The organism is Leptothoe spongobia TAU-MAC 1115 (genome assembly GCF_018739885.1).
Taxonomy (GTDB): domain Bacteria; phylum Cyanobacteriota; class Cyanobacteriia; order Phormidesmidales; family Phormidesmidaceae; genus Leptothoe; species Leptothoe spongobia.
On sequence record NZ_JADOES010000019.1, the window covers coordinates 82,235 to 95,384 of the forward strand.

Here is a 13,150-nt window from a genome sequence, read left to right on the forward strand (position 1 = left end):
TTGCTCCCTCTTATATATGCTTCACCTGTGACATCAGTCCTCTATCTGCCCTTAGCCAAGCCATACCCTGCTTTATACCCAAGTTTCGCATTGCTGTCGACACTGGTCGCCACTGTATCAGCCAACCGTATCAGCCAACCCAGAATAACGGAACCATAGCGCCGTTCAAAACGGTTTCCAATCTATAAACCATCACATTACTTAAACCAGGAAATATGGGTCTTCTGCCATGCTTAGAAAAACTTAATCCTGAGATATCACTCGTGGTCCCAACAGCAACCTTTTTTCTACAGTTGGGTACTATCTAGGCGTAATCAAGACCGTAAGCTCAGCTGAACAATCTCAGGCTCTCGACTATCAGCTATTGATAATCTCTAAATTTTCACTCAAAAAGTAAGCCTCTGTAATAAAGGACATGCAATGCCAGCTTTGTAGTTGTAGGATTGGTAGAATTAATTTATTAGATATATCTGTGGGAGTTCAGTTCGAGGGTTTAGCAAGTATTCTGAGGCAGCTGAAGTTAGGATGAAAAAAATCCTTATTGTTGATGATGACATCACGTTGCGGGCTGCATTGACCCGCTATCTGCGAGAGCGAGGATTTCAGGTTAGCCACGCATCTTCTGGGACCGAAGGACTGGCTCTATTTGAACAAGATCAGCCCGACTTAGTCGTCTCAGATGTGATGATGCCTGAGATGGACGGTTATGAATTCTGCACTAAACTTAGGGAAATTCGCTCAGGTCAGTTGGTGCCCTTTATCTTTTTGTCAGGGCGTGGTGAATTGGATGATCGGATTCAGGGGCATTCCAAAGGCGCTGACGATTACATCGTCAAGCCCTTTCATCCCAAAGAATTGATCGCTAAAATCGATGCTCAACTAGAACGCTCTCGACGAATGCATGCAGAAATCATTCGTCTGGTACAACAAATGCCAGCTCCGGAGGCCGCGCAGCCACCAACGCCAGAGCCACTCCCGCTTACACCCGCAGAGGAAAAGGTGTTTTGGGAAGTGATCCAGGGCTTTACCAACAAGCAAATTGGCGAACACTTATTTATTAGTCCCAGGACAGTACAAACCCACCTGAGCAATATTCTGAGCAAGCTATCGCTAGAAAATCGCTCTCAGCTGATTCGCTATGCCTTTGAAAATGGCTACCGACCAGTCAATTCGAGTGAGTCTAAATAAATAAACCTAAATAATCAAGTAGTGTATGTTAACTTGTGTTGCCTTGACATTGTGAGGTAGCCTGAGGTTTGGCTGATTACTAAAGCAATGTTTAAGCAACATCAGTTGCTGATGTTGTAAACGACCAATATGAGTAACGTATCCGCTGATTCTCCAACGGCCATCCCCTTAGACCCGGCTCAAACGTCTAAGCTGACCGAACAGCTCCTTTCCAATAATCTAAAGCGCCAGCTTAGTGCCGTGACAGAATTGGCCAATACTGGCGAGTCTGGAATTTCTGTTCTGATTAATTTTCTGGAGGACGTAGCTAACTGTGGACCAGCGGCAGGCAGGGCTTATCAGCTACTGAGCACCAGTGATTCAGTGGCGGGCCAAACGTTTTTAGCTAAAACGTATCCCCATGGCATCGTCCCTCTAAATTCTGATCGGGGTGTAGACTATCAGCCATTGCAGGAATTGCTGATGGCTCAAGAGTTTGAAGCCGCCGACCGAGTTACCCTACAAAAACTTTGTGAACTCGCTGGGCCAGCCGCTGTGCAGCGTAAATGGGTGTACTTTACTGAAGTGGACAGTTTTCCAGTGGCCGATCTGCTCACCATTGATCGGCTGTGGCGAGTTTACTCAGAGGATCGGTTTGGGTTTTCAAAACAGCGGGAGCTATGGCTCGGTCTCAATCAAAATTGGAACCGCCTGTGGGAAAAATTAGCCTGGAAATCAGGCAATATTTGGACTCGCTATCCTGGTGAGTTTGTCTGGGATCTATCAGCCCCTGTAGGCCATTTACCCCTGTCTAATCAGCTGCGTGGGGTACGTATGATGGAGTTTCTGCTCTCTCATGCCGCCTGGAACCAATAAAAACGGATCGTCTCTGCTGGCTTCTGTGAAATTCACCCACGACCTGGTACAGGTCTTCCGGGGTATCTACCAAAAATGTGGGTCCCTGGGCTTCTAGGGCAGTGCGATCGCTAAATCCCCAACTCACCGCAGCAACGGCCAATCCCTGGCAGCGGGCCGCTTCAATATCACGGGTTTCGTCACCAACGTACAGAATTTCTTCAGGTATTAACCGGTGACGGCGCATTATGCGGCGCAGGCTGCGGGCCTTTCCCAAAAGGCCAATGTTGCCATAAACCTCGCTAAATACGTGGCCTAGATCATGACGTTTTAGGAACGCATTAATCGTGGAGGGTGCATTAGAACTGGCAATCATAATGGTGTGACCGTCCTTTGCCAGCGTTAACAGCACATCACCTAAGTTCTGAAACGTCTGAATAGTATCCACATCGTGACGTAGCTCCCGCCGCACGCGTCGCATGAGAAACGGTACCTGAAATAGAGGTACATGGGATTGAGCCAACAGCTCTCCTGTACTCAGGGTACGCAGATGCTTCAACCGTTCCGGCGTTGTCTGAGGATAGCCATAGTGAGCTGCTAAATGATTCGTAATAGTGACGATCGTGTCTAATGTGTCAGCGATCGTACCGTCAAAGTCAAAAATGAGAACGGCCACGTGTGGATGGTGTAAAAAAACAATCGAAAAATGTCAGGAATAGTAACTTAGGGCAGCTATTTATCTATGCCCAAACCTAGAATATGCCTAAAAAAATTCTTAGGCCAAGATAGTGATTAACGAATAGTTGGCTCAAAGGATGGCCCTCAGTCAGTTACTAGCGATATAAATGCCCCATGTATAAATACTTTAGCCTTACTGACTCTTGATTGTGGTAGCAAATTATCCTGCTATGGGGTGGGATGGGGCTGTAAGAATAGGATTTTGGAGAGTGTCTAACGCCAGCGGCCTGAGCGGAGGATACTGATGATCAGCCAGATGCCGAGTAACGTGGCGGCGGCAAATAGGCTGGTGCTAAGCCACTGCAATTGGGTATTGGTCTGATTGCTAGAAATAATGGCAGCTCCGATAATTAATGCAGCCACTACGGTGCTAAAGGAACGGCGATTGGCGGCTTGTTCAATACTTTTCTGCAGACTGGTAAGGTCCTTGATATTCACGTTCCAGACCAGGGTTTCTTCGCTTAGACGATCGAGGAGAAATCCAAACTGGCGGGGGGCAGAGAGAGAAAGGTTACGAAACTCTAGTCCCGTTCTTAGCAGGGCTTGGAGCGGATCATCGCCAATCAGCTGTTGACGGAACAGGTCCACCATCAGCGGACGAATCTCAGCAATTAGATTAATCTGGGGATTAAATTGTCGGGCGACGCCTTCTAGATTGGCCAGAGACTTAGCAAACAGACCGATATTGGCAGGCCAACGTAAATGATTACGGGTACCGGCTTCTAAGACCTCGGCAAAGGCCACGGCTGTATTAAAGTTTTTCAGTGCGAGACCGTAATAGCGAGATAGGAGACGGCTATAATCGTGCTCTAGCTTGGCCAGGTCAACAGCCTGAAGTGGTTCTGCTAGCTGCAATGTGAGCTGGGCACAGCGCTGGGCATCGGAACTGACAATGGCTAACACCATTTCTGTCAATGTGGCGCGAGTCTGAGGGTCTAACCGTCCCATCATGCCGCAATCTAGCAACGCAACTCGACCATCCCTGAGGTAGAAAATGTTGCCTGGATGGGGGTCAGCATGAAAAAAGCCGTCGATAAAATATTGCTGAAAAAAGGACCGAAACAGCAAACTACTGAGGGCATTGCGTTTATCAGCCTGGCTGCCCATGGCTGCAGACAGAATTGGCTGGCCGTCTAACCACTGCATCACCAGCACTTTGGGCTGGGTGAGGGGCCAAATGATTTCAGGAACGGCTAGCTGATGGCTTTCAATCCAATGACTCTTGGCAAGATTTTGGCGGAGCTGGTCGGTGTAGGTAGCCTCAGTGGTAAAGTCCAGTTCGGCTTTGAGGGCGGTGCTAAATTCGTCAGCCAGAGCGACTACGTTATAACGCTGGCCAAACTGAGTACTGGCCACTAGTTTGGCAATATCTCGAATCAGGGCCATGTCGCGCCGTACCTGGATCTCGATGCCAGGACGCTGAATCTTAAGGGCGACGGGTTGACCGTTTTTGAGGATGGCGCGGTGAACCTGACCGATAGAACCAGATGCGATCGCAGTATAATTGACCTCTGAAAACACCTCATCTGGGTTCAGATGTTGGCGTAAAAATGCCTGGATCGTCACCGCATCCACAGGCGGCACCGTCGACTGTAGCAAGCTCAAGGACTCAATATAGGCCGGCGGTAGTAAATCAGGGCGCGTACTCAACAACTGCCCAAATTTGATATAGACCGGCCCTAAATCCGTCAAAATATTTCGTAGCACAGCAGGTGGGGGAATATCCGGCTCTTCAGGAGCCTTGCCCACTAGCAATCGCCGCATATAATCCCAGCCATGGCGTAAAAACACCTCCACAATTTCGCCCTGCCGGGAAATAAGATTTGGCGTTAGCATGCAGCTCTTGGGTAAAGTAGTCTCGGTCTGATGCTAGCAGTTCTTTCCCCATACTCCATGTGGCTACGCAACCTCATTCTCCTCTGCACAACGGCTTACCAACTCTGGTGCTGCCGCCAGGAAGATCAAACGTCACCACCAGGAACGATCTATGACATTGGAGACTGCAAACTACACCTGTACCGACGAGGGCGACCACAGCCCAACCAGCCCACCGTAATTTTGGACCACAGTCTCGGTGGGGTAGAGGGGTATCTGCTGATTGATGACATCGCCGAGTTTGCGGATGTATGCATCTACGATCGAGCAGGATACGGTTGGAGCTCGAATAGTCCCAATCCCCGTAATAGTGGGGAGATGGTTGAAGAGCTAGAAGCCTTACTACGTCAGGCAAATATTCCTGCACCTTACATTCTGGTGGGCGATTCTCTGGGCAGTTATACCATGCGCCTCTATGCCCACACCTATCCAGACCAGGTGGCGGGGCTAATTCTGACCGATGGTCTCCACGAAGATGGCATGGCCAGACTACCAGGCAGTCTACAGGTGATGAAATTCATATTTACAGCCGGTTTCTTGATGTCTGTGGTGGGTTCCGCCTTAGGCTTTATTCGTATTCTTCAGCAGCTGGGCATCTTTCAGGTGCTCAGCCCCCAGCTCAGACAGTACAGCCCGGCCCAGCTAGCCCCGGTGCTCCGGTCCTTTGTTCGACCAAAGCACTGGTTTACCATGGCCCGTGAAATGTTCAGCCTTAACACCAGCAATGAGCAACTGAGTAAAGTAGAGAGTTTAGGGGCACTGCCCGTGATTAACATTAAGGCCAGTCACTTCTTTATCCCCACACCACTGCTCAAACCTCTACCCCTGGAAGCCGTTGATAACCTGTGGACCAAAATGCACCATGGGTTAATGCGTCTATCCACACAAAGTCTAAGTTTACCGGCCCAGGGCAGCAGTCATTTTGTTTGGCTCGATCAGCCGGATGCCATGCTCGAAGCCATTGACCGCATGTTGATTAAGTGTTCACGGAGGCGTTAGGTACTCACGGACTATCAACGACACCGGCACGTCTGCCTGTTACGAGGTTGTTACAGGTTCACAACCAAATCAGTATCCAGCCCATGAAGTGGCAATGGGCACTTTACAATAGTTAGAAATATTACCTACAGCCGTCGCCACTGATGACTACCCAGCCTGATCGAGTTTTAATTTTTGACACCACCCTACGCGATGGAGAACAGTCTCCTGGGGCGACGATGAATGTCGAAGAAAAGCTAGCAGTGGCTCGTCAATTGGCCAGACTGGGTGTGGACATTATTGAGGCAGGATTTCCCTATGCTAGCCCTGGTGACTTTGAGGCAGTACAGCGGATTGCCCAGGAAGTAGGTGTGGCGGAAGGTCCGACCATCTGTGGTCTGGCCCGAGCCACCAAACAGGATATCGAAGCCGCCGCAAGGGCGGTGGAACCGGCTGCAAAGGGTCGCATTCACACGTTTATTGCGACGTCGGATATCCACATGAAGTACAAGCTCAAGAAGTCGCGAGAGCAGGTGCTGGCGATTACGGATGAGATGGTGCGCTTTGCCAAGGGCTTTACGGACGATGTGGAGTTTTCGCCAGAGGATGCGGGGCGGTCAGAGCCTGAGTTTTTGTATCAGGTGCTGGAAGTTGCGATCGCAGCCGGAGCCACCACCATCAATATCCCCGACACCGTTGGCTATCTCACCCCCAGCGAATTTGGCGGACTGATTAAGGGCATTGCCGACAACGTGCCCAACGTGGACCAGGCAGTGATTTCCGTCCATGGCCACAACGACCTGGGTCTGGCCGTCGCCAACTTCCTGGAAGCCGTCAAAAATGGAGCCCGACAGCTCGAATGCACCATCAACGGTATCGGTGAGCGGGCGGGCAATGCGGCCCTTGAAGAGTTGGTCATGGCCATGCATGTGCGCCGCCAGTATTACAACCCCTTCTTCGGACGTCCGGCGGATTCCGAGGTGCCCCTGACCCATATCAACACCACCGAAATTTACAAAACCTCGCGGCTAATCTCCAGCGTCACTGGCATGCTAGTGCAGCCCAACAAAGCCATTGTCGGGGCCAATGCCTTTGCCCATGAATCTGGCATTCACCAGGACGGTGTGCTCAAGAATCGGCTCACCTACGAGATCATGGATGCCCAGACCATTGGTCTTAACGATAATCTGATTGTTTTAGGTAAACTCTCTGGCCGTAATGCCTTCCGCAGTCGTCTGCAGGAGCTGGGCTATGAGCTATCGGACCAGGATTTGAATAAGGCGTTTTTGCGGTTTAAGGATCTGGCAGATAAGAAAAAGGAAATTAGCGATCGCGACCTGGAAGCCATCGTCAACGACGAAACCCAGCAGGTGGCCGAGCACTTTAGGTTAGAGCTAGTCCAAGTATCCTGCGGCAGCAACGCTCGCCCCACCGCGACCGTCACCATCCGCACACCCAACGGGGAAGAACTGATGGATGCCGCCATCGGTACTGGGCCGGTCGATGCCATCTATAAAGCCATCAATCGAGTCGTTGACATTCCCAACGCCTTGATCGAATACTCAGTCCAGTCTGTCACTGCCGGTATTGACGCCATTGGTGAAGTTACCATTCGCTTGCGACACGACCAGCGCATCTACTCGGGACACGCTGCCAACACTGACATTGTTGTGGCCTCAGCCCATGCCTATATGCAGGCCCTAAATCGCCTATACGGTTCCACTCAGGTTGCCGGTTCATCGCTTTCTCCTCAGCGGATGGCTGTTCCTGCAGGCACTGGTGTATAGGACACATAAAACATCCTGGCACGACGTTCAGTGAGGGAAATCGTAAACGTTTGTCCCGGTTCAGACAGTTTCGCCACTGTTTCTTCTGTCTCAATGTCAATGACTGTGCCTGGCATGGGGCTGGCAATTTCCACCACCTGGGAGATGTCAGAATATTCTGACACCAGGATTAGGGCCCCCTCGGGGGAGCTGATCCCTTTTACAAAGGCAACTCCACTAACAGGTGCGGTCACAAATGGTGTGCCCTTGAGAATCACCTGTTCTGCCGGTACCAGCTTGTCAACAAGATTGCCAACAACCGCCATATCTAGGGCATCTTGAATCCCTTCACCCCAAAATCCAAATCCTTTTGCCCCCCCCGCAATGGTTTCTAGGATGTTGTATTTCAGCATCTCTGCGGATAGGTCCCGTTCGTAGACTGTAAACGGATAGCCAGTACTCAGCAGTGGCATGATCGGAGTCTCATCTCCCACCAGCTGATGCAGCGAATAGGTATCTTTCCACGGTAGTGTCAAATCATAATGTTGACGTCTCCCATTGGCAGGATATAAATCGGGATAGATCATGGGAGCCATAACATCAAAGGCTCGATCACTTAGATCCTTAGGATCCTCCAGGGTCAACAGGTATGGCGGTGCCGTCTCATAGTCGTCATAGCCATAAAAAGAATCCCATTGGAAATGATAGGTGGAATAAATCACAAACCGAAAAGGCCGATCAATCCTAAGACTCTCCATATAATCTTCCATCTCCTTGCGATAGTCCACAAAGAAATCGGTATATTTTTTAGCCCGCCATTTGTGCCAGAGTCTCACAGCTTCAGGATATTGACGCTGACGTCGCATAAACACACTGGGATCATCCTCAGGTAGCGTGATCTCATTGTCCATCAGATATTGCCGAAAATCCGCTTTAGCCCGCTTGCCATAGCCCACAGACTTGTCCACCCGGCGATAGATTTCAGGATCTACAACATGGGTATAAAAACCATGGTCAATCAGGCGTTTACCCGCCGTCAACCAATGGGAATATTGTTCTCCTCGATAGAGAAGATTTAAATCTTTTGTCGGCTCACCGTCAATAGCCATTGCCCGTCCATCAGCAGATTGAGGAGCTTCTTTCCACCACCAATCCCCAGGCCAGGCCCAAACATCAATATCAGCGGCACTGTACTGATCAATAACACGTTTAATAATCCTCTCTCCCCAGTCTTTCTCCTGTGGAGAAAGATAGGCCCATATATCCAATGTATTGAAGCCACCACGGCGATAATCATCAGGACTGCCCCAAATATCAGCCATATCGGATGGGATACTATACCAAACAGGAATTTTCTCGAACAATCGTCCTTGGGGCAAGGCAATCACATTTATCTGTAGCTCTTGTCTATCTTGCTGTCCATTGGACCATTCGGCATAGTAGTAAGCCTTGTGAGTCGTTCCTGCAGGCAAAGAACTACGCCAGAAAAACGTGAATTTCGATGTCTCCAATGAATCTGGCACAATGCGATAACGTTGATAAACCTCACCATGACGCAAAATTCTCTCGGGTGCTGCAATGGTCAGTTTCCGCAATCCCTTGAGGACCTCAATCCCGACTGGAACTTCTAAGACTAAGGTGGGAAGTAGGTTGAAGTTAATGGGGCTAAACCGTGTCATTGTGACAGCGTCAGCCACATATGCTATCGGTTCATGACTTGCTGAATAATAGTACCCGGCTTGATCAGATGGCAGTTTTGGCGTCTTTGTAACTAACGGTGCCACCAAATTGGACGGAATCGTATCCTGAGACTGGAAAGTACCAGCCGCAAAAACAATTAAAGCAACCCAAATAACTAATGGAAACAGCCTTCTTCGCATCGTGACGAATTTGGGAACTTTGGACTTATGGTTCAGCGAAAAATTAACCACAGTAGTACAGGTTTAATCCTAGCCTGTATTGTTGAGCCAACATGGTTAAATCAACTTGAAAACTCGTTATACACCAATGGTCATACAATGTTCATTGGCAAGTAGCCCCCTCTAACTTTCCAGAACACATAATCGACAGGTAAGCAGATACATGACCGCTCAAACATCCAAAATCATCTACACATTGACAGATGAAGCCCCCGCTCTGGCCACGTATTCTTTCCTACCGATTATTCAAGCTTTTACAGGGGCTGCTGATGTCACTGTCGAAACGAGTGACATTTCCCTGGCAGGGCGGATTATTGCCAACTTTCCTGACCGGCTGACGGCTGAGCAGCGGCTGCCAGATGCCTTAACACTGTTGGGGAGCCTGGCAAAAACCCCAGAAGCTAATATCATTAAGCTGCCTAACATCAGCGCGTCCATTCCCCAACTGACAGCGGCCATTCAAGAGCTACAGGACAAGGGGTATGACGTGCCTGATTATCCCGCTGAGCCTACAAATAAGGCCGAAGCCGACATTAAAGCTCGATATGCCAAAGTACTGGGCAGCGCCGTTAACCCTGTCCTGCGAGAAGGAAATTCTGATCGACGAGTAGCTGCTGCCGTTAAACAGTACGCACAAAAAAATCCTCATCGTGTAGGTGAATGGACAGCTGCTTCCAAATCCCACGTTGCCCATATGACCAGTGGTGATTTTTATGGGAGTGAGAAATCCGTTGTTGTTCAAAATGCTGGCAATGTCAAGATTGAACTATTAGCAGCAGATGGCTCTATAACTGTTCTAAGAGACAAGACAGCGGTCTTAGAGGGCGAAGTTTTAGACGCAGCGGTCATGAGCATTAAGGCCCTTCGCGCATTCTATACAAAGGAGATTGACCAGGCAAAAGCGGACGATATCCTACTTTCTCTCCATGTCAAGGCAACGATGATGAAAGTGTCGGATCCCATTTTGTTTGGCCATGCCGTTACGATCTACTTTAAAGATGTCTTTGAAAAGTATGCTGATATCTTTGCCGAGTTAGGGGTTAACCCCAACAATGGTGTGGGTGATGTATACGCCAAAATCCAGACATTACCTGATGCCCAGCGTGCAGCGATTGAAGCTGATTTACAGGCTAGCTATGCTAAACGGCCTAAGCTGGCCATGGTGGACTCTGATAAAGGCATCACCAATCTCCATGTGCCCAGTGATGTGATCATTGACGCCTCTATGGCTGCCTCCATTCGCACCTCTGGCAAAATGTGGGGACCTGACGGCAATCCTTATGACACCAAGGCGATGATTCCTGACCGGTGCTATGCCACCATGTACCAGGAATGCATCAAATTCTGCCAGGAGAATGGAGCCTTTGATGTAACAACGATGGGCAATGTCTCTAATGTGGGACTAATGGCTCAAAAAGCAGAAGAGTATGGTTCCCATGACAAAACGTTTGAGCTCCCGACTAATGGAACTGTCCGGGTGGTTGATGCAGCTGGACAACCCTTGATGGAGCACAGGGTGGAGCAGGGCGATATCTGGCGTATGTGTCAGACCAAAGATCTACCAATTCAGGATTGGGTAAAACTCGCTGTCAATCGAGCTAAAGCCACAGGCTGCTCAGCCGTCTTCTGGCTCGATGCCAACCGTGCCCATGATGCTAATCTAATTGCCAAGGTGAAGCAGTATTTGCCGAACCATGACACCACAGGGCTGGATATCAAAATTTTATCCCCGGCGGATGCCATGCGCTTCACCTGTGAGCAGATTAAAGTTGGGAAAAATGTTATCTCCGTCACTGGCAATGTCTTAAGGGACTATCTCACTGATCTTTTCCCCATCCTTGAGCTGGGCACTAGTGCAAAGATGCTTTCCATTGTGCCGTTGTTAGCGGGTGGTGGATTGTTTGAAACCGGGGCCGGTGGATCGGCTCCCAAGCATGTAAAACAGTTTTTAAGTGAAGGCCATCTGCGTTGGGACTCTCTGGGGGAGTTTTTAGCCTTGGCGGTCACCCTGGAAGATATGGGGCGGAAGACTAACAATGAGAATGCGTTGATTTTGGCGGAGGCGCTTAATAAGGCCAATAGCCAGTATTTGGACAATATGAAATCCCCGTCTCGTAAGGTTCATGAGATAGACAATCGCGGCAGTCATTTTTATCTGGCAATGTACTGGGCGCAGGCCTTAGCTGAGCAGGATCAGAATAGGGACCTTAAGGCTAAGTTTACGAAACTGGCTCAGTATCTGAGCGAAAATGAAGCCAAGATTGTGGGTGAACTCAATGCAGCTCAGGGTAAGTCGGTGGATATTGGAGGTTATTATCTGACTGATGTAGAGAAGACAAGTCAGGCAATGCGACCTAGCGAGACCTTGAATACTGCATTGGCTGTGGTTTAATACCAAATCCACATAAGTATGTAGCACTCTCAGTGAGTGGGTTTCAGGGCAACGTATTTGCCTTGAAATTTACCCACTAGCACTTCATTTGAATACACTTCTGATGAAAGGGTTATACGGCCTTTTCCGTGCTTAGACAGGGTGTTGATAAAGCGTTGCCAGGATTTGCTATCAGGGGCCAGGCAATGGGCTTGAAAATCTCCCAGGGCAGGATTGGTGTATTCCAGGCTGTTGCTTTGAATGACAATACGGCTAGGCATGTTCAATGTCTGTAACCTCACATGAACAAAGGTCCAGGCTGAGAGAATGGCTAATGTAGAAATGCTGCCACCAAATACAGTGTTGCGGTGGTTGATATTGGGCGCTAACGGTGCCGATAGGATCACGCTTGTCTGATCGATGGAGGTGACGGTTACCTCCATCGCTTTGGACAGGGGAATGTGTTCGTGGAGGTACTGTTCTACGGCGATGCGATCAAGGGCCATATTGTCTGAGTTTTTAAGAGGGTTTGCCGTAATGGCAATCATCAGCATAGCTGAAAAGTTTACGGCCATTGGTTTATGCTTGTGTCAGGTATTCACTGGCTTAAAAATGGCTTAATTTCAGCTCGATGGGGATGTCCAGCTTTTCGGTTAGCTCGATAACGTTGTTGGTGAAGTCGATAAGGTCGCCGGAGGTGGCGGCAGGTCCGCTGTTTTGGTCGATTATCAGGGTTGCGATCGCAACCCTACTCATAACTCTCAAAGTTGTACGTCGCCGCTGATCACTTGCTGGCGAATGTTCGGATTATTTAGATAAGTCTCTCCTGGACGCACACGGTCGAGTTTTTTAGCGTCTCGCCAACGGGTACGTAGCAGCAAAGCCCGCCTTAGGTCTGCGCCTTTAAGATTAGCCCGAGAGAAGTCAGCATCAGTTAACATAGCTCCACGAAAACTGGTCCCTCCCATAGTGGCTAACGCCATGGAAACAGAACGAATCCACTCATCTCTTTGTTCTCCTGCCAGTGCTCGATACCCGATATAGGTTCCCGCTAACGTTATAGCTACAGCAATGGCTACGGCTCCAACTACAGTAATGGTGATAGCTACAGAACCAATACTGCCTCCGCCCAAGGCGATGGATAGGGTTATATGGATGGATACCAAGAGGGTTGCAACCCCGGCAAAGAGGATCGCTACAGCTAGAGCCAGGATTACGGATATAACTCCGACCATCCCTTCAGCGATGGCTACGGCGGTGGCCACCGCTAAGGCTTCGACTGTCGCTCCAGCAAGGATGATGCTTCCAACAATCACTCCGGCTATGACAATGCCTGAGGTTGTAAGGCTCGCTGAGGCTCCAGCTAAAACTCCAGCAAGAGTTCCAACGATGCCTATGGCGACGATATAGCGTTTCTCAGTTGTTTTGACTATAGTAACAGCAGTGAGTAAACCACCCAATAATATCGTTGTCATTAATCT

General features: G+C 49.4%; 11 protein-coding genes. 5 read left to right on the forward strand and 6 right to left on the reverse strand.

The window, feature by feature from the left end; all coding sequences use genetic code 11:
* Positions 1–525: 525 nt before the first annotated feature.
* Both IXB50_RS11465 and IXB50_RS11470 read left to right on the forward strand, forming a co-directional pair.
* Positions 526–1,188, forward strand: coding sequence for a response regulator transcription factor (locus IXB50_RS11465; RefSeq protein WP_215609095.1), 663 nt, complete (start codon positions 526–528; stop codon positions 1,186–1,188).
* Between the two features lie 129 nt (positions 1,189–1,317).
* Positions 1,318–2,043, forward strand: coding sequence for a GUN4 domain-containing protein (locus IXB50_RS11470; RefSeq protein WP_215609096.1), 726 nt, complete (start codon positions 1,318–1,320; stop codon positions 2,041–2,043).
* Here IXB50_RS11470 and IXB50_RS22470 read toward each other — a convergent pair.
* Both IXB50_RS22470 and IXB50_RS11480 read right to left on the reverse strand, forming a co-directional pair.
* Positions 1,979–2,698, reverse strand: a complete 720-nt coding sequence (locus tag IXB50_RS22470; RefSeq protein WP_215609097.1) for an HAD hydrolase-like protein — start codon at positions 2,696–2,698, stop codon at positions 1,979–1,981. The two genes, IXB50_RS11470 and IXB50_RS22470, sit on opposite strands and share 65 nt — an antisense overlap.
* Positions 2,699–2,973: 275 nt before the next feature.
* Complete coding sequence (locus IXB50_RS11480; RefSeq protein ID WP_215609098.1) at positions 2,974–4,596, reverse strand: ABC1 kinase family protein; 1,623 nt, start codon at positions 4,594–4,596, stop codon at positions 2,974–2,976.
* Between the two features lie 57 nt (positions 4,597–4,653).
* Between IXB50_RS11480 and IXB50_RS11485 the strand changes: the two genes are divergently transcribed.
* Positions 4,654–5,634: an alpha/beta fold hydrolase gene (locus IXB50_RS11485; RefSeq protein ID WP_215609099.1), complete on the forward strand. Its 981-nt coding sequence runs from the start codon at positions 4,654–4,656 to the stop codon at positions 5,632–5,634.
* Between the two features lie 143 nt (positions 5,635–5,777).
* Entirely contained in the window at positions 5,778–7,400 is a 1,623-nt protein-coding gene (locus tag IXB50_RS11490) for a 2-isopropylmalate synthase (RefSeq protein WP_215609100.1), read from the forward strand.
* On the opposite strand, the gene IXB50_RS11495 is transcribed toward IXB50_RS11490, so the two are convergent.
* Positions 7,364–9,058, reverse strand: a complete 1,695-nt coding sequence (locus IXB50_RS11495; protein ID WP_215609101.1) for a hypothetical protein — start codon at positions 9,056–9,058, stop codon at positions 7,364–7,366. The genes IXB50_RS11490 and IXB50_RS11495 overlap by 37 nt on opposite strands.
* Positions 9,059–9,461: 403 nt before the next feature.
* Between IXB50_RS11495 and IXB50_RS11500 the strand changes: the two genes are divergently transcribed.
* Positions 9,462–11,690 carry an NADP-dependent isocitrate dehydrogenase gene (locus tag IXB50_RS11500; RefSeq protein ID WP_215609102.1) on the forward strand — a complete coding sequence of 743 codons (2,229 nt, stop codon included), beginning with the start codon at positions 9,462–9,464 and terminating at the stop codon, positions 11,688–11,690.
* Positions 11,691–11,719: 29 nt separating this feature from the next.
* Here IXB50_RS11500 and IXB50_RS11505 read toward each other — a convergent pair whose 3' ends face one another.
* The 3 genes from IXB50_RS11505 to IXB50_RS11515 form a co-directional block, all read right to left on the reverse strand.
* Positions 11,720–12,244, reverse strand: coding sequence for a thioesterase domain-containing protein (locus IXB50_RS11505; RefSeq protein ID WP_246564422.1), 525 nt, complete (start codon positions 12,242–12,244; stop codon positions 11,720–11,722).
* A gap of 31 nt (positions 12,245–12,275) precedes the next feature.
* A complete protein-coding gene (locus IXB50_RS11510) occupies positions 12,276–12,425 on the reverse strand; it encodes a hypothetical protein (RefSeq protein WP_215609103.1) in 150 nt (49 codons plus the stop codon).
* Positions 12,426–12,430: 5 nt separating this feature from the next.
* A partial coding sequence (locus IXB50_RS11515) for a pentapeptide repeat-containing protein (protein WP_246564423.1) occupies positions 12,431–13,150 on the reverse strand: 720 nt, incomplete at its 5' end.